The sequence below is a fragment of the Microbacterium sp. MEJ108Y genome (assembly GCF_000834175.1).
GTDB classification, from domain to species: Bacteria; Actinomycetota; Actinomycetes; order Actinomycetales; family Microbacteriaceae; genus Microbacterium; species Microbacterium forte.
Genome location: NZ_JXQX01000016.1, coordinates 1 through 24,784 on the forward strand (window position 1 = coordinate 1; position 24,784 = coordinate 24,784).

General features: G+C 67.9%; 24 protein-coding genes. 15 read left to right on the top strand and 9 right to left on the bottom strand.

Annotation, left to right across the window (positions count from 1 at the left end):
* From RU09_RS10080 to RU09_RS10090, 3 genes are all read right to left on the bottom strand, one after another.
* On the bottom strand, window positions 1-306 hold a 306-nt coding region (locus tag RU09_RS10080; protein ID WP_042540186.1), incomplete at its 3' end, for a biotin/lipoyl-containing protein.
* A gap of 67 nt (window positions 307-373) precedes the next feature.
* Window positions 374-1,747 carry a dihydrolipoyl dehydrogenase gene (lpdA, locus tag RU09_RS10085; protein WP_042540188.1) on the bottom strand — a complete coding sequence of 458 codons (1,374 nt, stop codon included), beginning with the start codon at window positions 1,745-1,747 and terminating at the stop codon, window positions 374-376.
* Window positions 1,748-1,749: 2 nt separating this feature from the next.
* Window positions 1,750-3,225, bottom strand: a complete 1,476-nt coding sequence (locus RU09_RS10090) for a leucyl aminopeptidase (RefSeq protein ID WP_042540190.1) — start codon at window positions 3,223-3,225, stop codon at window positions 1,750-1,752.
* A 103-nt stretch (window positions 3,226-3,328) separates the two neighbouring features.
* On the opposite strand from RU09_RS10090, the gene RU09_RS10095 reads away from it, so the two are divergent.
* From RU09_RS10095 to RU09_RS10105, 3 genes are all read left to right on the top strand, one after another.
* Complete coding sequence (locus tag RU09_RS10095) at window positions 3,329-4,270, top strand: proteasome assembly chaperone family protein (RefSeq protein ID WP_042540192.1); 942 nt, start codon at window positions 3,329-3,331, stop codon at window positions 4,268-4,270.
* A gap of 167 nt (window positions 4,271-4,437) precedes the next feature.
* Window positions 4,438-5,670, top strand: coding sequence for an RNA polymerase sigma factor (locus RU09_RS10100; RefSeq protein WP_042540194.1), 1,233 nt, complete (start codon window positions 4,438-4,440; stop codon window positions 5,668-5,670).
* Window positions 5,670-6,362 carry a coenzyme F420-0:L-glutamate ligase gene (locus RU09_RS10105; RefSeq protein WP_042540196.1) on the top strand — a complete coding sequence of 231 codons (693 nt, stop codon included), beginning with the start codon at window positions 5,670-5,672 and terminating at the stop codon, window positions 6,360-6,362. The genes RU09_RS10100 and RU09_RS10105 overlap by 1 nt, the downstream gene beginning before the upstream one ends.
* Before the next feature lie 75 nt (window positions 6,363-6,437).
* On the opposite strand, the gene RU09_RS10110 is transcribed toward RU09_RS10105, so the two are convergent.
* Entirely contained in the window at window positions 6,438-7,454 is a 1,017-nt protein-coding gene (locus RU09_RS10110; RefSeq protein WP_042540198.1) for a sugar-transfer associated ATP-grasp domain-containing protein, read from the bottom strand.
* Window positions 7,455-7,533: 79 nt separating this feature from the next.
* Between RU09_RS10110 and RU09_RS10115 the strand changes: the two genes are divergently transcribed.
* Together RU09_RS10115 and RU09_RS10120 are read left to right on the top strand one after the other, a co-directional pair.
* A complete protein-coding gene (locus tag RU09_RS10115) occupies window positions 7,534-8,241 on the top strand; it encodes an alanine racemase (RefSeq protein ID WP_231567504.1) in 708 nt (235 codons plus the stop codon).
* A 17-nt stretch (window positions 8,242-8,258) separates the two neighbouring features.
* Complete coding sequence (locus tag RU09_RS10120; RefSeq protein ID WP_269430333.1) at window positions 8,259-9,278, top strand: alanine racemase; 1,020 nt, start codon at window positions 8,259-8,261, stop codon at window positions 9,276-9,278.
* Between the two features lie 54 nt (window positions 9,279-9,332).
* Here the strand turns inward: RU09_RS10120 and RU09_RS10125 are convergent, their stop codons facing one another.
* A complete protein-coding gene (locus RU09_RS10125; protein ID WP_042540282.1) occupies window positions 9,333-9,545 on the bottom strand; it encodes a DUF7455 domain-containing protein in 213 nt (70 codons plus the stop codon).
* 182 nt (window positions 9,546-9,727) lie between these two features.
* Between RU09_RS10125 and RU09_RS10130 the strand changes: the two genes are divergently transcribed.
* Entirely contained in the window at window positions 9,728-11,830 is a 2,103-nt protein-coding gene (locus tag RU09_RS10130) for a DNA gyrase/topoisomerase IV subunit B (RefSeq protein WP_082041087.1), read from the top strand.
* A 3-nt stretch (window positions 11,831-11,833) separates the two neighbouring features.
* Here RU09_RS10130 and RU09_RS10135 read toward each other — a convergent pair whose 3' ends face one another.
* Entirely contained in the window at window positions 11,834-13,051 is a 1,218-nt protein-coding gene (locus RU09_RS10135; RefSeq protein ID WP_042540202.1) for a glycosyltransferase, read from the bottom strand.
* Window positions 13,052-13,083: 32 nt separating this feature from the next.
* Between RU09_RS10135 and RU09_RS10140 the strand changes: the two genes are divergently transcribed.
* The 4 genes from RU09_RS10140 to RU09_RS10155 all read left to right on the top strand — a co-directional run bounded on the left by RU09_RS10140 (window position 13,084) and on the right by RU09_RS10155 (window position 17,088).
* Window positions 13,084-14,073: an NAD-dependent epimerase/dehydratase family protein gene (locus RU09_RS10140; protein WP_042540285.1), complete on the top strand. Its 990-nt coding sequence runs from the start codon at window positions 13,084-13,086 to the stop codon at window positions 14,071-14,073.
* Window positions 14,070-14,867 (top strand): MBL fold metallo-hydrolase, encoded by a 798-nt coding sequence (locus RU09_RS10145; RefSeq protein ID WP_052492929.1) that lies wholly within the window; start codon window positions 14,070-14,072, stop codon window positions 14,865-14,867. Before RU09_RS10140 ends, RU09_RS10145 begins: the two co-directional genes overlap by 4 nt.
* Window positions 14,867-16,159 carry a F390 synthetase-related protein gene (locus RU09_RS10150; RefSeq protein ID WP_042540204.1) on the top strand — a complete coding sequence of 431 codons (1,293 nt, stop codon included), beginning with the start codon at window positions 14,867-14,869 and terminating at the stop codon, window positions 16,157-16,159. Before RU09_RS10145 ends, RU09_RS10150 begins: the two co-directional genes overlap by 1 nt.
* Window positions 16,160-16,248: 89 nt before the next feature.
* Window positions 16,249-17,088 (top strand): 3-oxoacyl-ACP synthase III family protein, encoded by an 840-nt coding sequence (locus RU09_RS10155; protein WP_197065997.1) that lies wholly within the window; start codon window positions 16,249-16,251, stop codon window positions 17,086-17,088.
* Between the two features lie 61 nt (window positions 17,089-17,149).
* Here the strand turns inward: RU09_RS10155 and RU09_RS10160 are convergent, their stop codons facing one another.
* Window positions 17,150-19,591: a DNA gyrase/topoisomerase IV subunit A gene (locus tag RU09_RS10160; protein WP_082041088.1), complete on the bottom strand. Its 2,442-nt coding sequence runs from the start codon at window positions 19,589-19,591 to the stop codon at window positions 17,150-17,152.
* Between the two features lie 60 nt (window positions 19,592-19,651).
* Here RU09_RS10160 and RU09_RS10165 point away from each other — a divergent pair, with 60 nt between their 5' ends.
* On the top strand, window positions 19,652-20,773 hold the full coding sequence (locus RU09_RS10165; protein ID WP_042540210.1) for an alkaline phosphatase family protein: 1,122 nt from the start codon (window positions 19,652-19,654) through the stop codon (window positions 20,771-20,773).
* A gap of 29 nt (window positions 20,774-20,802) precedes the next feature.
* Here RU09_RS10165 and sepH read toward each other — a convergent pair whose 3' ends face one another.
* Entirely contained in the window at window positions 20,803-21,837 is a 1,035-nt protein-coding gene (gene sepH / locus RU09_RS10170) for a septation protein SepH (RefSeq protein ID WP_042540212.1), read from the bottom strand.
* A 196-nt stretch (window positions 21,838-22,033) separates the two neighbouring features.
* On the opposite strand from sepH, the gene RU09_RS10175 reads away from it, so the two are divergent.
* The gene (locus RU09_RS10175) at window positions 22,034-22,327 is read left to right on the top strand and encodes a DUF4193 domain-containing protein (RefSeq protein WP_042540214.1); all 294 of its coding nucleotides are present in this window, start codon (window positions 22,034-22,036) and stop codon (window positions 22,325-22,327) included.
* A gap of 110 nt (window positions 22,328-22,437) precedes the next feature.
* On the opposite strand, the gene RU09_RS10180 is transcribed toward RU09_RS10175, so the two are convergent.
* Window positions 22,438-22,902: a DUF3093 family protein gene (locus tag RU09_RS10180; RefSeq protein ID WP_042540216.1), complete on the bottom strand. Its 465-nt coding sequence runs from the start codon at window positions 22,900-22,902 to the stop codon at window positions 22,438-22,440.
* 12 nt (window positions 22,903-22,914) lie between these two features.
* Here RU09_RS10180 and dut point away from each other — a divergent pair, with 12 nt between their 5' ends.
* Genes dut through RU09_RS10195 form a run of 3 tightly spaced genes read left to right on the top strand, consistent with a single transcriptional unit; the run spans window position 22,915 to window position 24,699 of the window.
* On the top strand, window positions 22,915-23,388 hold the full coding sequence (gene dut, locus RU09_RS10185) for a dUTP diphosphatase (protein WP_042540218.1): 474 nt from the start codon (window positions 22,915-22,917) through the stop codon (window positions 23,386-23,388).
* A complete protein-coding gene (locus tag RU09_RS10190) occupies window positions 23,381-23,968 on the top strand; it encodes a DUF3710 domain-containing protein (protein WP_042540219.1) in 588 nt (195 codons plus the stop codon). The genes dut and RU09_RS10190 overlap by 8 nt, the downstream gene beginning before the upstream one ends.
* Window positions 23,965-24,699 carry a DUF3159 domain-containing protein gene (locus RU09_RS10195; RefSeq protein WP_042540221.1) on the top strand — a complete coding sequence of 245 codons (735 nt, stop codon included), beginning with the start codon at window positions 23,965-23,967 and terminating at the stop codon, window positions 24,697-24,699. Before RU09_RS10190 ends, RU09_RS10195 begins: the two co-directional genes overlap by 4 nt.
* Window positions 24,700-24,784: the final 85 nt, after the last annotated feature.

A 24,784-nucleotide genomic window follows, 5' to 3' on the forward strand; every position in this document is an offset into this window, starting at 1 on the left:
TTCTGCGGGGACCTCCTCAGCGGCGGGGGCAGCGGCCGCGGGGGCGTCATCTGCCGGAGCGGAGGCGCTGCCGTCGCCGATGCGCGCGAGCAGCGCGCCGACCTCGATGGTCTCGTCCTCGGCGACGAGGATCTCCTCGATCACACCGGTGACAGGAGAGGGGATCTCGGTGTCGACCTTGTCGGTCGAGATCTCGAGCAGGCCCTCATCCGCCTGAACGGTGTCTCCCACCTGCTTGAGCCAGCGGGTGACGGTGCCCTCTGTGACGCTCTCGCCGAGAGGGGGGAGGACGACGGATGTGCTCATGACTGAGTCTCCTTCAGGAAGTTAAATGACGCGTGTCTAGCTTAGTGAACTGTTCACCGGTTGGTGTTCAGAGGGCGTGCAGCGGCTTTCCCGCGAGGGCGAGGAAGGCTTCTCCTAGTGCCTCGCTCTGCGTGGGATGCGCGTGGATCAGGGGGGCGATGTCCTCGGGGTGGGCTTCCCACGCGACGGCCAGCTGGCCCTCGGTGATGAGCTCGCCCACACGGTCGCCGAGCATGTGGACGCCGATGACCGGGCCGTCTTTGCGTCGGACGACCTTCACGAGCCCGCCGGTGCCGATGATCTCGCTCTTGCCGTTCCCGGCGAGGTTGTACTCGTACGCCACCACGGCATCCGCGCCGTGCTCGGCGACGGCCGCTTCTTCCGTGACGCCGACGGAGGCGACCTCGGGGCTCGAATAGGTGACCTTCGGGATCTGGATGTCGGGAACGTGTGCGGGGGAGAGCCCGGCGATGCGTTCTGCGACCGCGATGCCCTGCTGGAACCCGCGGTGCGCGAGCTGCAGCCCGGGTGTGATGTCCCCGACGGCCCACACTCCGGGGACACCGGTCCGGAGATCCTCGTCGACGGTGACGAAGCCGCGGTCGAGGGTCACCCCCGCCTCTTCGAAGCCGAGGTCGGCCGTGACGGGTCCGCGCCCCACAGCGACGAGCAGGTAGTCGGCGGTGAACTCCTTGCCGTCCTCGAGTGTGACGGTGACCGAGCGGTCGTCCTGAGTCGCATTCTGGAAGCGGACGCCGAGCGAATACTGGATTCCGCGGCGCCGGAAGGCCCGCTCGAGTCCCTTGCTCATCGCGATGTCCTCGTTCGGGACGAGGTGGGGCAGTGCCTCGATGATGGTGACCTCGGTGCCGAACGAGCGCCACACGCTGGCGAACTCGACGCCGATGACGCCTCCGCCGAGCACCAGCACACGCTCGGGGATGACATCGAGCGACAGCGCCTGCTCGCTGGTGAGGATCCGGCCGCCGATCTCGAGCCCGGGAAGAGTCCGGCTGTAGGAGCCGGTGGCGAGGACCACGTCTGTGCCGACGTACACGTCATCGCCCACGCTCACCGAGCGGTCGGCGTTCAGGCGGCCGAAGCCCGCGACGGTGATGATGCCCCGAGCCTTCACCAGGCCCTCGAGACCCTTGTACTTCTTCGCGACGATTCCCTCGCGGTAGGCGCGGACACCTGCGGGATCGATTCCCTCCAGAGTCGCCGAGATGCCGACATGCGCGGCATCTCGCACATGCTCAGCGACCTCTGCCGCGTGCAGCAGTGCTTTGGTCGGGATGCATCCACGGTGCAGGCACGTGCCGCCGACCTTGTCCTTCTCGATGAGCGCGACGGACTTGCCGAGTTCGCTCGCACGCAGGGCGGCGGCGTATCCGCCGCTGCCTCCGCCCAGGACGACGATGTCGAAGGTGTGCGTGGTCATGGTCATGCCTCCTTGTGGGATGCTTCGGCGAACGCGATGATCGATCGGACCATCGCTCCTGTGGGGCCCTTGTCGGTGAACCCGTACGGCGCCCCATTGTGCTCGCCGGAACCGGCGATGTCGAGGTGCACCCAGGGGATGCGGGGGGCGTCCTTCTCCTCCGAGACGCGGCCGATGAAGCGGCGCAGGAAGAGCCCGGCATACGAGGCCCCGCCCATGCGATCGCTCATGTTGGCGTTCTGCATGTCGGCGATGGGGGAGTCGAGCGAGTCCTCCATGTACGCCGGGAGCGGCATGTGCCAGGCCAGTTCGTCGGCTGCGTCGGTGGCGGTGAGGAACTCGGCGACCGCGGCGTCGTCACCGAACACACCGGTGTGACGGTGCCCGAGTGCCATGACGATCGCGCCGGTGAGAGTAGCGACGTCGATGATGACGTCGGGGTTCTCACGGCTGGCGGCCACGAGGCCGTCGGCCATGACCAGGCGGCCCTCGGCATCCGTGTTCGGGACCTCGACGGTCGTGCCGTCGAGGATGCGGATGACGTCGCCGGGACGCAGTGCGCGCCCGGAGGGCATGTTGTCGGTGATGCAGAGCCAGGCCGTGACGTGCACGGGCAGGCCGAGGGCGGCGATCGCGCGCAGCGCGGCGACACTCGTCGCTGCGCCCGCCATGTCGAACTTCATCCCGACCATCGAGGCTGCCGGCTTCAGCGAGAGTCCGCCGGTGTCGAATGTGATGCCCTTGCCGACGAGGGCGATGTGGCGTGTCGCCTTCGCGGGCGCATAGTCGAGGCGGACGAGGCGCGGAGGCCTGTCGGAGCCCTGACCGACGCCGAGGATGCCGCCGAATCCCTGCTCGGCGAGGGCGTCCTCGTCGAGGATCTCGACGGTGACGTCTGCCAGACCCGAGACACTGTCTGCCGCGCTCTGCGCGAGCTGTGTGGGGCTCTGCCACTCGGCGGGGACGAACACGAGGTCCTTGACCAGGGCCACTGCCTCGCCGACGGCGATCGACCGGGAGAGGGCGGCGTCGTCGAGTTCTGCGTGCAACAGGACTGAGGAGGCGCGACTCTTGCCCGAGTCCTTGCGGTACCCCTCGAACCGGTAGGCGCCGAGCACTGCACCGTCTGCGGCGGCTGCCGCGAACTCCTCGAGACCCGGTCCCAATGCCACGGACACCGTCTCGAAGCCGGTCAGTGAACGGAGAGCGGCGCCCACCGCGTTGCGCACTGCCTGGGCGTCCGGCGCGCGCCCGACACCGACGACGGCGAACGGCAGAGTCGTCACCTCGGGGGCATAGGCACGGGTGAAGGCGGACGCCGAACCGGTGAAGCCGATGCCCTGCAGCGATTCGGTGAGTCCGGGATAGCCGTTCAGCGACTCCGTCGAGTCCGAGATCTCGGGGATGACCAGCACTGCGGCGTCTGCAGCGCTTCCGGGGAACTGATCTGAGGTGCGCGAGAGCGCGGGAAGCGTCATGACTCCATCCTAGGTCGGCCGCGCGTCCGGTCGCCGAGCGGGTGTTCGCTCTCAGCTTGAAGGTCACCGCCCGGCCGTCCGACGCTGCTCGTAGCATTGACTCATGCCCTTCTCCGGAGAGATACATGAACGTGTAGCGAACGCGCCGGTCGTGCCGCGCGGACTGCCCCTTGTCCTGCTCCTCACGGGTTTCACCGACGCAGGCAACGCCGTCTCGGGGCTCATCGAGCACCTTCGCGAGACGACCTCTCCCCAGCCGGTCGTGGTCTTCGACAACGACGTGCTCCTCGACTACCGCGCGCGTCGCCCGGTGATCTCGTTCGATCAGGACCATCTGACCGAGTTCCGCCCCGCACGGCTCGAACTGTCGCTCGCGACCGATGCTCTCGGCCAGAAGTTCCTCCTCCTCGCCGGGTACGAGCCCGATTTCGCGTGGAACGAGTTCGCACGCACGGTGCTCGAACTCGCCGACGAATTCGAGGTGTCAGGGCTCAACTGGGTGCACTCGATCGCCATGCCCGTGCCGCACACCCGCCCCATCGGCACGACTGTGAGCGGCAACCGGCGCGAGCTCACCGTGGCGCATTCCGTCTGGCGTCCGCGCACGCAGGTGCCGGCGACCGCGGGCCACCTCCTCGAGTTCCGCTTCGCCGAGCACGGCGATCGGGTCGTCGGCTTCGTGCTGCTGGTGCCCCACTACCTCGCCGAGACCGAGAACCCCGACGCCGTGATCGCGGCGGCCGAGAAGCTGATGGCCGCGACCGGCCTGGTGATCCTGCTCGACGAGGTGCAGGAACGCCGGGAGGACTACCGCACCCGCGTCGATGATCAGGTGATCGGCAACGACGAGCTGCAGCAGATGGTGCAGGGGCTCGAGCGCCGGTACGACGCCTATATGGCCGGCCGTGACCCCGAGGACGGGTCGTACGACGAGGGTGGTTTCAACGAGCGCGACCTGCCGAGCGCTGACGAACTGGCTGCAGAGCTCGAGCGCTATCTCGCTTCTCGCCCCAGCGGCGACGAGGACAAACCGGGTCGAGGCTGACGTCGAAGGCGCGAACTTCGGCCGATTGCACCTGCATGCCCACACGTGTGCGATACTAGGAGTCTGACCCGTTGTCAATCGATCTTTCCGGAGATCTGACTTGACAAGGGTCTTACTAGTGTCCGAAATGCTCCGGGGCCTGCGAGCGGCCCCGTGAAAGGCGAAACGTGACTCCTGCCACGACGAAGAAGACCCGGACGAAGAAGACCGCCGACGCTCCCGAGGTCGACGCTCCCGTCGAGGAGGCGGCTGAGAAGCCGGCCCCCAAGACGGCAGCGCAGCGGGCCGCCGCCAAGCGCGCGCCCGCGAAGAAGAAGAAGGCCGAAGACATCGTCGAAGACGACGAGACTCCTCCCGCCGCAGAGCCCGACGAGGACGACGAGGACTCGAAGCCGAAGTTCACTGAGCCTCTGCCAACAGGTGCCATCGTCATCTCGTCGAACGACGACGAAGACGTGCCCGTCTACTCGACGCAGATCACCGGTGCCACCGCCGACCCTGTCAAGGACTACCTGAAGCAGATCGGAAAGGTCGCCCTGCTGAACGCGGCCGAAGAGGTCGAGCTCGCGATGCGCATCGAGGCCGGGCTGTTCGCCGAGGAGAAGCTCTCCACGATGACTGCTGCCGAGAAGGCCAGTCAGCTCGGACTCGACCTGCAGTGGGTCGCCCGCGACGGCCAGCGCGCGAAGAGCCACCTGCTGGGTGCCAACCTGCGTCTCGTCGTCTCCCTCGCCAAGCGCTACACCGGTCGCGGCATGCAGTTCCTGGACCTGATCCAGGAGGGCAACCTCGGCCTGATCCGCGCGGTCGAGAAGTTCGACTACACCAAGGGCTTCAAGTTCTCGACGTACGCCACCTGGTGGATCCGTCAGGCGATCACGCGTGCCATGGCCGACCAGGCCCGCACGATCCGCATCCCGGTGCACATGGTCGAGGTCATCAACAAGCTGGCCCGCGTGCAGCGCCAGATGCTGCAGGACCTGGGTCGCGAACCCACGCCCGAAGAGCTCAGCCGCGAGCTGGACATGACGCCCGAGAAGGTCGTCGAGGTGCAGAAGTACGGCCGCGAGCCGATCTCGCTGCACACTCCGCTCGGTGAAGACGGCGACAGCGAGTTCGGCGACCTCATCGAGGACACCGAGGCCGTGGTCCCGGCCGACGCCGTGGGCTTCACGATGCTGCAGCGTCAGCTCGAGCAGCTGCTCGACTCGCTGTCCGAGCGCGAGGCCGGTGTCATCCGGATGCGCTTCGGACTCGGTGACGGGCAGCCCAAGACGCTCGACCAGATCGGTGACACGTTCGGCGTGACGCGTGAGCGCATCCGCCAGATCGAGTCGAAGACGATGGCGAAGCTGCGCCACCCGAGCCGCTCGCAGTCGCTGCGGGACTACCTCGAGTGATGCAGGCGAACGAGGGCAAGGCGCTCGAGGCGAGCGTCGACGGCAAGAGCTACGCGCGCATCCCTCTGCGGACGCGCGTCGTCATGCCCGATGACGACCTCGAGTCGGTCGTCATGGAGTACGCGAAGGATGCGGTGCAGCCGGGCGACCTGCTGTTCGTGACCGAGAAGATCGTGGCGATCACGCAGGGCCGGTCGTACCGGCTCGACGAGATCTCGCCGCGACCTCTCGCACGCTTCCTCTCGCGATACGTCGTCCGCACCTCCTACGGGATCGGTCTCGGAATGCCGGAGACCATGGAGATGGCAATGCGCGAGTGCGGCACCCTGCGGATCCTGTTCGCTGCCGGTGTCTCGGTCATCACCAAGGCCTTCGGGCGCCGAGGCGACTTCTACCGCATCGCCGGCGACAAGGCGCGTGCGATCGACGGCCCGACGAAGAACACGATCCCGCCGTACAATCAGGCAGTCGTGCTCGGCCCGAAGAACCCGCGCGAGGTCGCAGTGCGCCTGAAGAAGATGCTCGGTGGGAACCTCGAAGTGGCCGTCGTCGACATCAACGACATCGGCGGCAACATCCTCGGTTCGACGCTCGACAAGGCAGGCGAGCGTCGACTCGTTCGGATCCTAGGCGACAACCCGCTCGGACAGGCCACGCAGTCGACGCCCATGGGCATCGTGCGCGAGGTCTGAACTCCTCGATTCGCACGTCGCAGCAAGAAGGCCCGGATGCTCAGCATCCGGGCCTTCTGCATGCCTGTCGTGCGGTCAGAATCCGATCGCGGCCTGATAGCGCGGCTTGTGTCCTGTGCGGATGCCGGTGACGCTCGGCTTGTTCTCGTACACGCCGGCACCCCAGTTGCCCTCGACCAGAACCGGACCGTCGGGGGTGACCACGACATCCCAGCCGACGTACTGGATCTGCGGCACGACACGAGCGACCTGATCCACGAACTCGCGGACCTCATCCATCAAAGGCAGCTGGAAGTCGGCGATGGGGAAGCCGGAATCCGGGTGCGTGACGTGCACGTGACCGTGGGAGTCGTATCCGGAGCCCACGGAGTGACCGCTCTCATCGAGCATCGTGTAGAAGCCGCCGAAGCTCATCTGGTCGCTCACCGCGCCGCGTCCGAACTTCTGAGCCATCGCGAGGATGTGCGTCTTCTCGCCATCGAAGAACGCGGTGATGCGCGTGGTGTTGACGGTTCCGGGGCAGACGGCCGCGAGATCGGCGTGCTGGCGGATGACCTCTTCGACGAGAACCTGCTTCTTCGACAGGAGCTCGGCATGGAACGCGTCCCAGTCGGTGACGTCGGCGGCGTGATAGCGGTGCACGCCGGTGCCCGCCTGCCCGTGGGTCTCCTTGACGACGATCGTGCCCTGGCGCTCGGTGAAGTCACGCAGCTCGTCTGCGTTGCCCTCGGTGATGAGCATCCATTCGCGCTTGAGGAATGCGTCGAAGACGGCGTTGAACTCCGCCTTGTCGTGGAACAGGTGGCGGTAGTCCGGGTGGTCGTACTTCTGGGAGATCTCGTTCGACACCGGGTGGGTCATGAACGTGTCGCGCTCCGCCTTGGTGAGGATCGCGAAGTCGTAGTCGATGTAGTCCTGGAACCCGACGTTGTGTCGCCCGGCGGACCACAGCATGTCGACGACCACGAGCGGCACCGCCTTGCCGTGCTGAGATGACGCCTCTTTGGCCCTCTCGATGACCGAGGCGACGTCGATGCGGCGGGCGCGCGCCAGCAGGTAGCGGACGCGGGGCGCGAGGGAAAAGCGTGACATGGATCTCCAAGTTCGGGGTCCCCTCCAGTCTACGGTGGGTGCGCAGGGCATCCTGAGAAGGCGGAGCTAGGCTGGAAACGTGTGTGAGAAGACTTCGAGCTCTCGTCCGCGCGCGATGATCTCGCGGTCGGCGCTGGCGGCCGCATCGACCGCCGCTGTCGCCGCCGGGGGCCGCGTGGCCGACCTTCGCCGGGATGCCTGGGGGCACGGAGTGCTCGCTGTCGCTCACGCCGTCGTCGCGGCCGGAGCGGCCTCCGTGCGGGTCGACTACGCCACCGAGGCGGAGGCGCTGGCGCTCGAGGGCATCGACGCGGTGACGGACGGCGATGCCGATATCGACCCGTTCCTGCTCTACGGTTTGCCTGACCCTGACGGAACTCTGCGGACGAGGCCGGTGATGCGCCTGGTCGGCAGAGTGCTCTCCACCAAGCCGCTGGCCGCCGGAGACGCGGTCTCCTACGGCTACACGCATCGAGCGACGCGCGATACGACTGCCGCACTGGTCACCGGCGGATACGCGCAGGGAATCGTCCGTGCTCTCGGCAACGCCGCCCACGTCGAGATCGAGGGCGTGCAACGGCCGATCATCGGGCGCGTCGCGATGGACGTGTGCGTGATCGATCTGCAAGGCACTGCCTCCGTCGCCACCGGAGCCGATGCCACCTATTTCGGAGGGCGCGGACCTGCCGCTCCCTCCCTCGCGAGATGGGGCGCGGTGACAGGACTCACGATCGCCGAGCTCGTCGCCGTCGCAGGCTCCCACGCGGAGCGGGGGTGGGAGGCGTGAGCCGTCCGGAACTGCGCGTGGATACAGAGAGGTTTAGGTCGAACATCCGTGCCGTGCGCGATCGCATCGCTCCGTCGGCGCTGATGATCGTGCTCAAAGACGACGCCTACGGTCACGGTCTGCGCTGGGCCGTGGAGGCCGCGAGAGGAATGGGCGTCGACTGGTACGGGGCGTACGACGTCCGCAGTGGTGTCGAGGCAAGACGCGTGCTGGGTGACACGGGGCGGATCTTCGCATGGGCCACCTCGACCGATGACGAGGTCGACGAAGCGTTGCGCGCACGCATCGACCTGGGAGTCGGATCAGCGGAGTACCTGTCGCGCATCACGGCGCTGGCTGCGCGACGGGGACTGCGGGCGCGGATCCATCTGAAGATCGACACCGGTCTGCATCGCAACGGGCTGCTTCCGGCCGAGTGGGAACGCACCATCGCCGAGGTGCGCGCCGGTGAGGCCGCAGGGCACCTGGAGCTCGTGGGAATCTGGAGCCATCTCGCCGAGGCGAGCGATGACGAGGACGACGAGGCTCAGACCCTTTTCCTCGACGCCGTGCGCGTGGCGGAGCAGTCGGGTGCGACACCCGAGGCGCTGCACCTGACGGCATCCGCCGCGTCCTGGTGGCGCCCCGAGCTTCGCGGCTCGGTGTCGCGGATCGGAGCGTTCTGCTACGGCGTCCGTTCGGCGGACGGCCCCGATCTTGCCGGGGTGGCACCGGTCGCGGAGCTCACTGCGACGGTCGTCGACATCGTCGACGGTGACGCCGTGGTGGGCATCGGCGCATTCGACGGCATCCCGTCGACGCTGGCAGGGGCCCGAGTCGGCACCCTCGCGGGGGCTCGCGAGCTTCTGCGCATCGACGCGGTGACCTCGGTGGTCGAGGGGTGGCCGGGAATGCGGATCGGCGACTCGGTCTGGATGTTCGGCGCAGGAGATCATGGCGAGTCGAGCGCGACGACCCTCGCCGAGCGCATCGACACCGTCGGTGAGGAGATCCTCACCCGACTCACCGCTCGCATCCGACGGGTGAGCACCCCTTAACGAATGCGGAGCCCGTCAGATGACGGGCTCCGAGGCGGATGTGACCGCAGCTGATCAGTCGATCAGGCGAGCGGTCTCGTCGTGCCAGCTCGTTGCGATGCTGCGGAGCTTCTCTTCGTACTTGCGTCCGTGGTGTGCGCAGAAGAGGAGTTCGGAGCCGTTGACCTCGGCGGCGATGTAGGCCTGAGCGCCACATGAATCACAGCGATCCATGGCGGTCAGGCGGAACTCGACGGCGGAGGTCTCACGTTCGGTCGTTGCGTTCATCATGGTGCCTCCTTGAGTGTCGGGTTCGCTGGTTGGGCGTGTTCAATACAACCACGCTGACGGTGTACACATGCCCGGTTTGCGGCGTGTTTCGCTCAGCGCGTACGCGCGGGACGCCTCGTAGGGGTTAGCGGGGAGTGTCTGCGGCTGCAGCAGGGGCATCGCGAATAGACTCGGAGATTGTGACCGCCGAGTATTCCGCCCATCATCTCCAGGTGCTCGAAGGGCTCGAGGCCGTCCGCAAGCGTCCCGGTATGTACATCGGTTCGAACGGATCCCCGGGCCTGATGCACTGCCTCTGGGAGATCATCGACAACGCCGTCGACGAGGCCGTCGCGGGCAACGGCTCGAAGATCGACATCATCCTGCACGATGACGGCAGCGTCGAGGTGCACGACCGTGGCCGGGGCATCCCCGTGGACGTCGAGCCGCGCACGGGCTTGACCGGCGTCGAGGTCGTCTTCACGAAGCTGCACGCCGGCGGCAAGTTCGGCGGCGGGTCCTACGCGGCTTCCGGCGGTCTGCACGGCGTCGGAGCTTCCGTCGTCAATGCCCTCTCCGAGCGCCTCGACGTCGAGGTCGACCGCGGCGGCAAAACCTACGCGATGTCGTTTCACCGTGGCGAGCCCGGACTCTTCGCCGACAGCGGCGAGAAGCGACCGGACGCGAAGTTCACGCCGTTCCAGGACAAGAGCGAGCTCCGGGTCGTCGGCAAGGCGCCGCGCGGCACGAGCGGCACGCGCATCCGCTACTGGGCGGATCACCAGATCTTCACGAAGGATGCTGCGTTCCAGCTCAACGACCTGGTGACCCGCGCGCGTCAGACGGCCTTCCTCGTTCCGGGGCTGGAACTCGTGATCCGCGATGAGCGCGCGGCCAACGGCTCGGAGGTCGAGGGGCAGCCGATCGAGACGTCGTACCGGTACGACGGCGGCATCTCGGAGTTCGTCGAGTACCTCGCGAACGACGCGCCCGTCACCGACACCTGGCGCATTCAGGGCGAAGGCACGTTCAAGGAGACCGTTCCGGTTCTGCAGGCCGATGGCCACATGATCGCCACCGAGGTCGAGCGCGTCTGCGCCGTCGACATCGCGATGCGCTGGGGCACCGGCTACGACACGACCACGCGGTCCTTCGTCAACATCATCGCCACGCCCAAGGGCGGCACGCACCAGCAGGGCTTCGAGCAGGAGCTGCTCAAGGTGCTGCGTTCGCAGGTCGATCAGAACGCACGCCGACTGAAGGTCGGCAGCAACGACAAGCTCGAGAAGGACGACGTCCTCGCCGGGCTCACCGCTGTGCTGACGGTGAACGTCCCCGAACCGCAATTCGAAGGTCAGACGAAGGAGATCCTCGGCACGCCCGCCGTGCGCCAGATCGTCGCCCAGGTGCTTCGCAAGGATCTCGCGGCGCGGTTCAGCTCGACCAAGCGCGACGACAAGAGTCAGGCGACGCAGCTGCTCGACAAGGTCGTCGCCGAGATGAAGGCTCGCGTCTCTGCGCGAGCCCATAAAGAGACCCAGCGGCGCAAGAACGCCCTCGAGTCGTCGACGCTGCCGACCAAGCTGGTCGACTGCCGCACCAACGAGGTCGAGCGCAGCGAGCTGTTCATCGTCGAGGGCGACTCCGCTCTCGGCACCGCGAAGAACGCCCGCAACAGCGAGTTCCAGGCGCTGCTGCCCATTCGCGGCAAGATCCTCAACGTGCAGAAGGCGTCGGTGGGCGACATGCTCTCCAACGCCGAGTGCGCCTCGATCATCCAGGTGATCGGCGCGGGTTCGGGCCGCAGCTTCGACATCGACGCCGCACGGTACGGCAAGGTGATCCTGATGAGCGATGCCGACGTCGACGGCGCTCACATCCGCACGCTGCTGCTCACGCTGTTCTACCGGTACATGCGTCCTCTCATCGAGCACGGTCGCGTGTTCGCCGCAGTGCCACCGCTGCACCGTGTGATCGTGATGAACCCGGGTTCCAAGCCCAACGAGACGATCTACACCTACAGCGAGCAGGAGATGCACGCGCTGCTTGCAAAGCTCCGCAAGTCGGGTAAACGTTGGCATGAGCCGATCCAGCGGTACAAGGGTCTCGGCGAGATGGACGCGGAGCAGCTCGCCACGACCACCATGGATCGTGGCGGACGCCTGTTGCGCCGCGTGCGCATGGAGGATGCCGAAGCGGCCGGCCGAGTCTTCGAACTGCTGATGGGCAACGAGGTCGCTCCTCGTCGCGAGTTCATCATCGAGTCGTCCGACCGGCTCTCGCGTGAATCGATCGATGCCTGAGCATCATCGCTTCAGAGCCATGGCGGCCCGGTAGACGTCCAGCAGCGCGTCTCGGTGGGTGTCCTGAGAGACTCGCTCTCGGTGAGCGATCGCAGCTGCGCTCATCCGAGTGAGCCGCGCGGGATCGTCGCGCAGCTCTCGGATCGCGGCCGCCAGGCCCTCGGCATCCGGTGTCCGAGTGACGAGCCCACCGCCGTCGGGCAGCATCTCGAGGAGATCGGGATCCGTGACGATCACCGGCAGACCGGAGGCGATCCCCTCGAGGATCACCATCGGCTGATTGTCGAAATCGAGGGAACTCGAGACCAGGACGTGCGCACCGCGCATCGCCTCGAGCACGCGCGATTGGGCGACCCCGCCGTGCACCGTGAGCTTGCCGGCAGCCATGCCGTCTGATGCCGCGGCGACGCGATGTCTGGCCACACCGTCGCCGAACATCTCGGCTCGGATGCCCGAGAGCTGACTCACGGCGTCGACGAAGACCTCAGGACGCTTCTCGGGCGAGAGCCTTCCGCACCACACCACTCGAAGCGGCTCTGCGGGGTCGAGGATGCGCGGCGGGGGAGCGCCGACCTCGTGGAGCACCGTCGCCTCCAGGCCGTTCGAGAGCACGGTGAGCGGCGTCCGCACGCCCTGAGCCGAGAGCTTCGCGGCGAAATGGGCGGAGGGCACGATGACCTGGTCGGCATGATTCGCCTGGCTGACCATGAGCCGCCACATGAGCCGCGCCGCACGTGTCTGCGCATATGGCGCGCTGCTGTCGACCACCGTGCTGTCGTGGCTCATGCGGCGCCGGTGCATGGTCGCGAGCAGCGCCGTCGTGATCGAGGGCAGCGGCAACACAGAGCGCGTGTAGACGTCGATGCGTCCGTGCATGGTCTGCACGACCGGTAGTCCGAGAGTCTTCGCCGCCTCGAAACCGCCCAGCGCCGCGAACATCTCGGTGTGCACGTGGACGATGTCGACTCGGCGGGAGCGCAGGCCCTCGGTGAGCGACGCCGCAACGGCCGAGGGGGTCCAGGCGAACGGGTATCCGTCCGGTGCGAAGCGACGGGCGGTCGGCAGGCGCACGACATGCGGGTCGTCGCCGGACTCGGCCAGGGGCGCGAACACGAAGACCTCGTGCCCGGCCTGCTCGAGAGCCTCTCTGTGCGCCTTGATGACCGTCTGCACGCCGCCGAGCGTGGGCAGGTAGTAGTCGGTGACCATGGCGATGCGCACTCGACCACAATAGGACGACTATCGTGATGAGCATGTCCGGAGCCCGTGTGCTGGTGACGGGGGCGAGCGGGTTCCTCGGCGGTCACGTCGTGCCCGAGCTGCGGAGACACGGATACGAGGTCTTCGCCGCGGGCCGCAACGAGCACGCGCTCGAGCTGGTCGCCGACGACGGTCACCGAGTTCTCGGCGATCTGGCCTCTCTCCGCACGCAGGACCTCCCCGTGGACGCCGTGATCCATTGCGCCGCGCTGTCGGCTCCCTGGGGGCGCTGGAGGGACTTCCGCGAGGCGAACGTCGACGGCACCGATCATGTCGTCGAGTTCGCCCGTCGCAACCGTGTGCGCCGGGTGGTGCATGTGTCGTCTCCCAGCGTGTATGCCGCACCTCGGGACCGCATCGGCATCCGCGAACCCGACGTCGATCGCTCCAATCGACTGAACGGGTACATCCGCTCGAAGATCGCCGCCGAGGATCTGCTGCTCGACGCCGTGGACAGCGGGAAGATCGCAGAGCTCGTGATCGTGCGCCCCCGCGGCCTGATCGGCGTGGGCGACCCGAGCCTCGTGCCCCGCCTTCTCGACGTCCACGCACGCATCGGCGTGCCGGTCTTCGACGGCGGCGACAATCTCATCGACGTCACGGCGGTCGAGAACGTGGCCTTGGCGCTGCGCCTCGCTCTGACCCACGGAGACGCCGCGGGCGGGGTGTACAACATCACCAACGACGACCCGCGGCGGTTCCGCGAACTGCTGACGATCCTTCTCGAGCGGATGGGGGAGACCCCGCGGTTCCGCCCGATGCACCGAAGAGCGGCCTGGGTGCTGGCATCCGCGTCGGAGGGCGTCTGCTCGATGCTGCCGTGGCGGCCGGAGCCGCCGCTCACTCGCTACACGCTCAGCACGATCGCGTACTCTCAGACGCTCGACATCACGCGCGCGAAGGCGGAACTCGGATACCGCCCCGAGGTGTCGCTCGATGACGCTCTCGCCGGCGTGGCCGCACACCTGAGGGAGAATGCGTGACCGGCCGCCTCCGCCACTACGTCTGCGGCAGCACCTCACATGACGTCGGCGCGATGTTCCGCGGCGCACCGCATGGTGTCCGCGAGTTCCCCTCCGGCGTGTTCCTGTACGACACCGCGGACGGCCGGCGCGTGCTGTTCGACACCGGATATGCGACGGGACGGTGGCACACCGGCTGGCGCGGTGCCGTCTATCGTCGTCTGCTTCCTCCGATCGTCGGGGACGCGGATGATGTGGCCGCCCGGCTCCGCGCGGACGGCGTCGACCCCGCGTCCGTGACGCACGTCGTGCTGTCTCATCTGCATCCGGACCACGTCGGGGGAGTCCGTCGGTTCTCGCATGCCACTTTCGTGCTGAGCGCGGGGCACGAGCGGACGCTGTCGGCTCCGCGACTGCGCGCGGGGGTGCTCACCGGCCTGCTTCCGAGCTGGTTCTCGGATGCCGAGCGGATCGTGATCGATGAGGGAGCCTTCGCCACCGTCGAGGTCGGCGGCACCGCACTGCGAACTCACGACCTTCTGGGCGACGGTTCGTACCTCGTCGTCGATCTGCCCGGCCATGCCGACGGACACCTCGGCGCGCTGATCGAGCGCCGCGTCCTGCTCGCCGGGGATGCGGCATGGGGGAGCGATCTGATCGACGCCTCCGGCACGCTGAAGGCCCTGCCCCGAGCCGTCCAGCACGATGCCGATCGATACGCCGCCACGGCGCGGATTCTCGGCGAGCTCGCAGCGGCCGGCATCCGCGTGGTCTGCAGCCATGATCCGCTCGACGCGAAGGAGCTGTTGAGCTGATGTCGAAGCTCAGGATCCTGCGCGAGTTCGCCGCGGCACGCTGGCTCCGCCCGTTGCGCACTCGGGCTGCGGTCGAACGGCGTCAGAGGCGCCTGCTGCGCTCGCACCTGAGATTCCTGCGACGGCGGTCGCCCTACTTCCGCGACCTTCTCGCGACGCGCTCGTTCTCGGAACTGCCGCTCATGGACAAGAGCGTCATGATGAGCCGCTTCGACGAGATCAACACCGTCGGCGTGGGCAAGGACGAGGCCCTCGCACTCGCGATCGCGAACGAGCGCTCCCGTGACTTCGACGCGGATCTGGGCTCGAACTCGGTGGGCCTGTCGAGCGGCACCAGCGGCCACCGTGGCCTCTTCGTGGTCAGCAGCGCCGAACGCGATGCCTGGGTGGGAACCGTGCTCGCCCGCACCCTGCCTCGGGGCAGGCTCCTCGGGCATCGGATCGCGCTGTTCCTCCGGGCGGACAACAGCCTGTACGAGTCGGTCGGCTCGCGGGCGGTCTCGTTCCGCTACTTCGACGTCTACACCGACATGGACGACAACACCGCCCGGCTGCGCGAGTACCGACCGACCATCCTCGTGGCTCCGCCGTCGGTGCTGAGGCTGATCGCACGTGCGGCCGACGCCGGTGGATTCGACGTCGTGCCGCAGCGGGTGTACTCGGTGGCGGAGGTGCTCGAGCTCTCTGACGAGCGGCGCATCACCGCCTCCCTCGGACAGCCCGTCCTGCACCAGCTCTACCAGTGCACCGAGGGATTCCTCGCGCACACCTGTGAGCACGGGGTGATCCATCTGAACGAGGACAACATCCTGGTCGAACGCGAGGCGCTGGATGCCGAGCGGTTCACGCCGATCGTGACGGACCTGCGCCGTCGCGCGCAGCCGATCGTGCGGTATCGGCTCGGCGACGTGCTCCGCGAGCGCACCCGACCGTGCCCCTGCGGCAGCGCGCTCACCGCGATCGAGCGCATCGAAGGACGAGAGGGCGACACGCTGGTGTTCCGTTCCCTCGACGGCCGCGATCTGCCAGTCTTCGCAGACGTGATCGCGCGCGCATTGCTCTATGCCGAAGGGTTCGACGAATATCGCATCACCCAGATCGGCGAGTCGCGGCTGCGGATCGCGCTCGACACCCTCGACGATCGATCTCGGCGTCTCGTCGAAGACGAGGTGCATGCGCTGGCCGACCGGCTGGGTTGCGAGCGGCCGGACATCACGTTCGTCGACTACGTGAACGACGGGGCCGTGAAGCTGCGGCGCGTGGTGCAGGAATGGGGGGACCGGAGATGGTGAGGAACTGCGAGATCGTGGGCTGGGGGACTTCTCTGCCTTCGCGTGTCGTCCGATTCGGGGAGGAGACGCGGTATCGCATCGACGACGACGTGTCTCATCTCGACATGCTGGCTGAGGCGTGTGAGCGGGCACTGGCGCACGCGGACATCACGGCGGACGACGTCGACCTCGTTCTCGGTGCGTCTGCCGCGGGGATCCAGCCGATCCCGTGCACGGCCGCGCTCGTGCTGGAGAGACTCACGCTCACCGGGCATGCGGCCGCCTTCGACGTGAACTCGACCTGCACGAGCTTCATCACGGCGCTCGACATCGCCTCGCGGTATCTCGATGCCGGGGATCATGAGACGATCCTCGTGTTCGCAGGAGATGTGGGGACGCGGTTCCTGAATCCGGAGCAGCGCGAGAGCTTCGAGCTCTTCAGCGACGCCGGTGCGGCCGTCGTGCTGCGCCGCTCCGCTGACGGCGACCGAGGAGTGATCGCCAGCGCTCAGCGCACCTGGCCCGCGTATGCGCACGACACGGAGATCAGGGGCGGGCTGTCGGGATCGCCCGCGCAGGCCTATGCGGCGGGAGACTCCGCTGACTACCTGTTCGACATGAATGGGCGCCGGGCGCTGTTGGGGATGATGCGCGTGCTTCCCGAGTTCTTCGAGGCGTTCCACCGAGGATCGGGAATCGCGCACGACGATGTCGCCCTCTGGGTTCCCCACCAGGCGTCTGCCGCGCTCGGGCCGATGCTCGACCGCCTCGGAATCCCGGCCGGCCGTCGGATCGATGAGGTGCGGGACTTCGGCAACATGGTCTCGTCGTCCGTGCCGTTCATGCTCGCCCGCTCGCTCGAGAGCGGTCGCGTCGGGGCAGGCGACACCGTGATCCTCTGCGGCACGGCCGCCGGGCTCACCGCCAACATCCTCGCTCTCCGACTCTGATCCGGCTCACCGGCCGCCGCCTCAGACGCCGCTGCGGGTCAGGTCGCACTGGCGCGCGCGCTCAGACCAGAGTGCGACCGATGCTCCCGATCACGCCGTCGATCGGCTGACCCGACGCATCGCGTCGGGCGCCGGGCTCGGGGAGCTTGCGCACCGCACCTGTCGGGTCGACGGCCTGCGCGGGGCTCGGCCCGACCCAGGCGACCGTGAGGTGGTCCTCGCCCTTCAGGAACGAATGCGCGCGCACTCCGCCGGTCGCCCGACCCTTCGACGGGTACTCGGCAAAGGACGTCACCTTGGCGCGTCCTGGCTCGGTGCCCGGAAGGCTGCTGTCGGAACCCGAGACGGTGGCGACCACGGCATCGGCATCCGGCGAGACCGCTCCGAAGAACAGCACCGATGAGCCGGCGCCGAGCTTGATGCCGGCCATGCCGCCTGCGGGCGCGCCCTGCGGGCGGACGGCCGAGGCGGAGAACCGCAGCAGTTGGGCGTCGGTCGTCACGAACACGAGGTCGGCGTCGTCCTGCGCTTCGACCGCGCCGACGACCGTGTCACCGGGCTTCATGCCGATGACCTCGAGATCCGGACGAACGGGAAGCGTCGACGGGACGATGCGCTTGACCGTCCCCTGCGCCGTGCCCATGGCGATCGGGACGTCGCTGTCGAAGCGCACGAAACCGAGGATCCGCTCTCCGCGGATGGTGATGCCGAGATAGTCGCGCAGCGGAGCTCCCGCCGCGAGCTGCACCGAGGACGACGGCACGGACGGCAGATCGACGGGGGAGAAACGCAGCACGCGCCCCTCAGAGGTCAGCGCGCCGATCTCTGCGCGCACCGTCGTCTCGAGAGTCGTCAGGATCGCGTCGTGCTTGCTTCGCCGTGCCGGAAGCGTCAGCTCCTGGCCCTCGGCGAGGTCCACCCGCACGGCACGCCCTGTGGTCGAGAGCACGAGCACGGTCGGAGCGTCGGCGATCTGCAGGTCGACCGCGCCCTTCGTGGCGCGCGGCTTCGGGGGCGCGGCGTTCATCAGCAGCGTGCGGCGAGGAGTCCCGTATGCGTCAGCCGCTGCGTCGAGCTCCTCGGCGACCACTGCTCGCAGGAGCACGTCGCTCCCGAGCAGGTCCCGCAGCCTGGCGATCTCGGCGAGCAGGGCGTCGCGCTCGGTCTCGAGCTCGATGCGCGAGAACTTCGTCAGGCGCCGCAGGCGCAGTTCGAGGATGTACTCGGCTTGAAGCTCGCTGAGGTCGAACACCGAGCGCAGTCGCGCCCGCGCCTGCTCGGAGTCGTCCGACGAACGGATGACCTGGATGACCTCGTCGATGTCGAGGATCGCGATGAGCAGGCCCTCGACGAGGTGCAGGCGCTCCTCTCGGCGGGCGAGACGGTATCGACTGCGGCGGGTGATGACCTCCAGCCGGTGAGCGACATAGACGCGCAGCATCTCCTTGAGCCCGAGCGTGCGCGGCTGTCCGTCGACCAGGGCGACGTTGTTGATGCTGAAGGAGTCCTCGAGCGGGGTGAGCCGGTAGAGCTGCTCGAGCACGGCATTGGGGTCGAAGCCGGTCTTGATGCCGATCGCGACGCGCAACCCGTGGTTGCGATCGGTGAGATCGGTCACGTCGCTGATGCCCTGCAGCTTCTTCGACTGCACCGCGTCACGGATCTTCTCGATCAGACGCTCGGGGCCGACCATGTATGGGAGTTCGGACACGATGATGCCGGTGCGCCGTGGCCCGAGCGGTTCGACCGAGACCTTGCCGCGCACCTTCAGGGCGCCGCGGCCGGTGGCGTATGCGTCTCTGACACCGTCGAGCCCCATCAGGATGCCACCCGAGGGGAAGTCGGGGCCGGGCACGAACTCCATGAGCTCTTCTGTCGTGGCGTCGGGGTTCTCGAGCAGATGGGTGGCGGCGGCGACGACCTCGATCAGGTTGTGCGGTGCCATGTTGGTTGCCATGCCGACGGCGATGCCGCTCGCGCCGTTGACCAGGAGGTTCGGGAACGCAGCAGGGAGCACGGAGGGCTGCTGGAACTGACCGTCGTAGTTCGGGATGAAGTCGACGACGTCCTCGTCGAGGTTCTCGGTGAGAGCCATCGCAGGGGAGGCCAGTCGTGCCTCGGTGTAGCGGGCCGCTGCGGGCCCGTCATCGAGCGAGCCGAAGTTGCCGTGGCCGTCGATCAGCGGCACACGCAGAGCCCATTCCTGGGCGAGTCTCACGAGGGCGTCGTAGATCGCCGAGTCGCCGTGCGGGTGCAGCTTTCCCATGACCTCGCCCACGACGCGGGCGCTCTTGACGTGACCGCGGTCCGGGCGAAGCCCCATCTCGGCCATCTGATAGAGGATGCGACGCTGCACGGGCTTCAATCCGTCGCGAGCATCAGGCAGAGCCCGCGAGTAGATCACCGAATAGGCGTACTCGAGGAATGAACCCTGCATCTCTGTTTCGAGATCGATGTCCTGGATTCGCTCGGGGGCGAGCTCGGCAGGCGGGGTCTTCGGCATGGGCATCCTGAAATGGTGCGAGGCTGAGGGCGTACGGGAGCCTGTGTCAGACTGGCTCGGATGCCCCTCATTCTACCGTCCGAGTCGCTCGCCGCCCGCAGCGTCGTCGGGGTGGCGGACGACGTGTTCGCCGCTCTCCGCGGCGAATCGGCGAGCCTGCCGCGGGCCGAATCCGTCGTCCTCGCCATCATCGACGGGCTCGGCGCCATCAGCCTGCGCGCCCACGCCGGCCATGCCAGGGCGCTCACGTCCGGGATGGCGAAGAAGGACGTCGCCCACTCGGTCTTCCCCTCGACCACCGCGGCGGCGCTGACCAGCATCCTCACCGGGGTCTGGCCGGGGCAGCACGGCCTGGTCGGTTATCGCGTTCTCGACCCTGCTCGGGGCATCCTGGTCAATCAGCTGACCGGCTGGGAGTCGGAAGGGCTGGATCCGGCGACCTGGCAGGCGGCTCCGACGGTCTTCGAGCGCGCTCGCGCAGAGGGGCGCCCGACCTTCGCGGTGGGCGTCGCCGCCTACGCGGCGAGCGGGTTCACCCGGGCCACGCTGCGCGGGGCCGAGTTCGTCGCCGCCCAGACACCCGCAGAGCGCGTCGAGGTGGCATACGACCTCGCCGAGCGTCACCCGGGCTCGCTGATCTACTGCTACCTGCCCGAGGCCGACAAGGCCGGGCACAGATACGGCCTCGACTCGGTGCAATGGGTGTCGGCGCTCGAAGAGATCGATGCCGCCCTGTCTCGACGCGTGCCTCCGGGCGTCGGCGTCCTCGTGACCTCGGACCACGGCATGGTCGACGTGCCGGTGCACCGGCAGGTCGTGCTCGAGGCCGAGCACCTCGACGGGGTCCGGCACATCGGAGGTGAACCGAGGATGCTGCACGTCTATGTCGAACCGGACGCCGATGCGGCGGTCGTCGCCGAGCGGTGGCGTCGCGATCTCGAAGGCCTCGCCGACGTCGGCACCGGGCAGGAGGCGATCGCATCCGGGTTCTTCGGCCCCGAGGTGACATCGGCCGCCGCGTCGAGGATCGGCGACGTGCTCGTCGTGGCGAGAGGCAACGGGGCCGTGTACGACGGCACGGCCGCGGATCAACGCAGCAGGGGGATGGTCGGCCAGCATGGTGGTCTGACCCCGGAGGAGCGTCAGGTCCCACTGCTCAGGTTCGGCGCGTTCGCTCGCTGAGCGTCGGCATCCACCCGCCTGAAGGCGCCCTATTCGTCGGTGCGTGCTCCGAACACGATCTCGTCCCACGACGGCATCGCGTTGCGGCGCTTGCGGCGTCCGTTGCCCTCGTTCGACGGCTCGGGGGTGACCTCCGGCTCGTCTTCGCCGGGCTCGTTGCTCTCGAAGGCGTCGAACAGTGCGATCGGATTCTGGTCCGTGTCGCTGTCGTCCGAGTGGTCGAGGATCGGCGCGGTCTCGCGCTGGCCGCGTCGGCGTCGCAGAGCCTCGAGCAGGTCGGCCGTCTCGGGGCTCGTCGTCGCCGACTCGGGTGCGCGCTTGATGGCGGCATCCTGCACCGCGGCGGTCGAGCGCTCGGGCGCGATGCTGTCATCGACATCAGCCTCGGGCGCGGGGAGCAGGCGGGGTCCGAAGGCGCCGGAGTCGAAGCGGCTGTCGTCCTTGTAGGGCGACGCCTGCCGTTCAGCCTCGACGGCGCGCAGACGGGGGATGAGACCGTCGGGCAGCGAGCCCTGGCGGGACAGCTGTGTGGCGTCGGCATTGAGGGGTGCCAGCGCACTGCGTCGGGGGTCGAAGCTCCAGCGTGCATCGTGCTCGACCTCGTTGGCGGTGAACTCGAGCTTGATGATCCAGCCGGTGTCGTCCTTCCAGCTCGCCCAGCGCTCGGCCGAGGCCTCGACCTCAGACAGTTTGGCGCGGATCGCGGTGCCGAAGGTGGGCTGAGCGTCGGGCTCGACATCGCTGCCGATCAGCACGGGAACGGCGAGCGCCTGACCGATGACGTGCTCACGCTCGGCGAGAACGGGTCCTTCGAAGCGGATGACGTCGTCGACGCTGATGCCGAGGAGTGCGGCGACCTCCGGTGCCGTGAGGCCGGCGCGGATCTGCGCCTGGATGTCGCGCGGACTCGCGGCGAGCCGCTGAGCAGTCGGCTCGCTCTGTCGCGTCGCGCGCCGGATCTCGCGGTGCAGGACGTCGTCGATGGGCAGCGCGAAGCGCTCGCCCGACTCGGTCGCGAGTACGAGCACTCCTGCCTCTGTGCCGACGATGGTGACGTTTTCCATGCGAATGCCCCTCTGATGGGTGTGCGTTCATGGTGTCACGCGGGGCCGCCCAGAACCGGGAATACTCTGGGCGTGCCGTGAGTTTGGTCTGTCGCAGCCGCGGGCATTTGCTTATTCCTCCGCGGTCATGCAAACTATGGCCGCCGATTACCCCGACGGCGCACCACCCACTCGCATGAAAGTGGAGATTCACCACATGGCAACCGACTACGACGCTCCCCGCAAGAGTGAAGACGACTCCGAGTCGATCGAAGCCCTCAAGGAGCGTGTGCCGGACAAGCTCTCCGGCTCGTCAGGAGACGAGGACGCGGACAACCCGTCCAGCTTCGATCTTCCTGGAGCCGATCTTTCCGACCTCGAACTTGATGTCGTCGTGCTGCCCGCGCAGCAGGACGAGTTCACCTGCATGAACTGCTTCCTCGTGAAGCACCGTTCGCAGCTCGACCACGAGGGGGCTTCCGGCCCCATCTGCAAGGAGTGCGCTGCCTGAGCGCACCAGAGAACAAGATCCCACGCGCCCCCGACCTCACGGTCAGGGGCGCGTCGTCTTGTGGTCAGGTCAGCGCTCGTCGCAGTCGGGCAGCGCCGGTTCTGGTCAAGTCAGCGCTGGGCGGCGACGATCGCCGCGGCGAGCCGATCGGGAGTTCGGGTCGAGATGGTCCAGGTGTCCACCGGGTCGTCAGGGTCATCGTTCGGAACGACGACCACCCCGTCGACACCTCCGCGGATGAGATGCCAGCCCCGTGCCGGCAGGTCTGGGCCCCGCGCCTGGCGCGCCTCTTCGGCGCTCAGCGCTCGGGGCGTGCCGAGGTGCTGGACCTCGATGTGCGCTCGACCGGCACGAAGCACGTCGCCGTCGACCGACACGACCGGCGCGAGCGCGATGAACGCGACCACCAGCACAGCCGAGACGGCGGCGCCGACGATCAGGGCGACGGTCGAGCCGATGGGCACGAAGATGAGCGCCACCATGGGGCCGGCGAGAGCGACCGTCACCAGCAGCCACAGGCTGGGGGACAGTCTCTCGCGGTAGCGGGTCCGCGCGTCGGGAGCGATGTTCTGCATTAGCCTCGTGGGGTGACTGAATCCGTTGATGTCCCCATTATCGCCTCTGTCGTGCCCGGCTACGCCCACCCCGGCGATGCCGGAGCCGATCTGGTGGCGGCCGAGGCCGTTCATCTGGCCCCGGGGGAGCGGGCGCTCGTCGCGACCGGGGTGCGCATCGCGTTGCCGGAGGGGTACGCGGCATTCGTCGTGCCCCGCAGCGGTCTCGCGGCCAAGCACGGCATCTCGATCGTGAACTCGCCGGGAACCGTGGATGCCGGATACCGCGGTGAGATCAAGGTGAGTCTGATCAACACCGACATCCACACGGCGTACGATGTGGCCGTCGGCGATCGCATCGCGCAGCTGATCGTGATGCCCGTGACTCGTGCCACCTTCATCCCGGTCGAGGAGCTGCCAGGCAGCGTCCGCGGCGAGGGTGGCTTCGGCTCGACCGGCTACCAGGCAGGACTCCATTCATCTTCGGCAGGACAGATCAATGACTGACAACAACGCGACTCCTTCGAAGTCGGCACCGGACGACCGGGCGACACAGGGTCCCTTCGACGACTCCGAGGCGAACCCCGTTCGTCCGTACATCGACCTCGGTGGAATCAAGATCCTCCCGCGTGAGGGGCTGAACCTCCGGCTCGAGGTCGAGGAGCAGTCCAAGCGCATCGTCGCAGTCGGACTCGACTACGCGGACTCCTCCCTCCAGGTGCAGCCGTTCGCCGCGCCCCGATCCGGTGGGCTATGGGACGAGACCCGCGTGCAGCTGCGCGATCAGGTCCGCACCCAGGGCGGGCGGGTCGAGGAGCGCGAGGGGCCGCTCGGCAAGGAGCTTCTCGCAGAGGTCCCTGCCGCGGCCAACGAGGGCTCCGAGCTGCGGCTCGCCCGGTTCATCGGCATCGACGGCCCTCGATGGTTCCTCCGCGGCGTCATCGGCGGCGCTGCGGCGTCTGACCTCGAGGCCGCCGCCAAGGTCGAGGATCTCTTCCGGTCGATCGTCGTCGTCCGCGGGGGAGCTCCGATGCCTCCGCGCGACCTGATCCCGCTGAAGATGCCCGCGACTCCCGGCTCCGCGTGACCACCCCCGCTCCCGAGCCCGAGCGCGAGCAGAGCGCATCCGACATCGTCGGGGCCGCGCTCGGCGGCGCTGCCCGCCGCGCCGGTCTCGACCCGACCGAGAGCGACGCGACGCACAAGGTGGTGTGGTCCGCGATGGGCGGATGGCGCGGCATCCTCGAATCGGTGCTTCCCAGCCTCGCGTTCGTCATCCTCTTCACGATCCGGCCCGAACCCCTGATCCTGCCTCTGGGCGTGTCGGTCGGACTCGCGGCGGTCTTCACCATCGTCAGACTGCTCCAGAAGTCCCCGCCCTCGGCCGCCATCGGTGGCCTCGTGGCCGCGGCGGCTGCCGCCGCACTGGCGCTGTGGACGGGGCGAGGCGAAGACAATTTCGTCCCCGGGCTCATCACCAACGCCGTCTACGGCACCGGGATGCTCGTCTCGGCCCTGATCGGCTGGTCGCTGATCGGTCTCGCCGTCGGCTTCCTGATGGGAGAGGGCACCGCGTGGAGGCGCGATCGTCGAAAGCGTCGTGCGTTCCTGTGGCTCGGCATCGCCTGGGCTGCGCTGTTCTTCGCACGTCTCGCGGTGCAGCTGCCGCTGTATCTGGCGGGGGACGTCACGGCTCTCGGCACACTGAAGCTCATCATGGGCCTGCCGCTGTTCGCGCCGTTGATCGCGGTCACCTGGCTCGTCGTGCGCGCCCTGTATCCGCGAACCCCGGATGCCGGAACACCGCAGCGGTCATGATAGATTTATCTTGACATCAAGATAAATTGCAGGCTTTCGCCCGGAGGTCGAGCAGAGCAGACTGGTTAGGACTGCCTTGCTAGCC

Bases quoted from the DNA above. Each gene is read 5' to 3' on its own strand.
- lpdA (WP_042540188.1), bottom strand. From the start codon at position 1,747: ATGACCACGCACACCTTCGACATCGTCGTCCTGGGCGGAGGCAGCGGC.
- RU09_RS10090 (WP_042540190.1), bottom strand. From the start codon at position 3,225: ATGACGCTTCCCGCGCTCTCGCGCACCTCAGATCAGTTCCCCGGAAGC.
- RU09_RS10095 (WP_042540192.1), top strand. From the start codon at position 3,329: ATGCCCTTCTCCGGAGAGATACATGAACGTGTAGCGAACGCGCCGGTC.
- RU09_RS10105 (WP_042540196.1), top strand. From the start codon at position 5,670: ATGCAGGCGAACGAGGGCAAGGCGCTCGAGGCGAGCGTCGACGGCAAG.
- RU09_RS10110 (WP_042540198.1), bottom strand. From the start codon at position 7,454: ATGTCACGCTTTTCCCTCGCGCCCCGCGTCCGCTACCTGCTGGCGCGC.
- RU09_RS10125 (WP_042540282.1), bottom strand. From the start codon at position 9,545: ATGAACGCAACGACCGAACGTGAGACCTCCGCCGTCGAGTTCCGCCTG.
- RU09_RS10140 (WP_042540285.1), top strand. From the start codon at position 13,084: ATGTCCGGAGCCCGTGTGCTGGTGACGGGGGCGAGCGGGTTCCTCGGC.
- RU09_RS10150 (WP_042540204.1), top strand. From the start codon at position 14,867: ATGTCGAAGCTCAGGATCCTGCGCGAGTTCGCCGCGGCACGCTGGCTC.
- RU09_RS10160 (WP_082041088.1), bottom strand. From the start codon at position 19,591: ATGCCGAAGACCCCGCCTGCCGAGCTCGCCCCCGAGCGAATCCAGGAC.
- RU09_RS10165 (WP_042540210.1), top strand. From the start codon at position 19,652: ATGCCCCTCATTCTACCGTCCGAGTCGCTCGCCGCCCGCAGCGTCGTC.
- sepH (WP_042540212.1), bottom strand. From the start codon at position 21,837: ATGGAAAACGTCACCATCGTCGGCACAGAGGCAGGAGTGCTCGTACTC.
- RU09_RS10175 (WP_042540214.1), top strand. From the start codon at position 22,034: ATGGCAACCGACTACGACGCTCCCCGCAAGAGTGAAGACGACTCCGAG.
- RU09_RS10180 (WP_042540216.1), bottom strand. From the start codon at position 22,902: ATGCAGAACATCGCTCCCGACGCGCGGACCCGCTACCGCGAGAGACTG.
- RU09_RS10190 (WP_042540219.1), top strand. From the start codon at position 23,381: ATGACTGACAACAACGCGACTCCTTCGAAGTCGGCACCGGACGACCGG.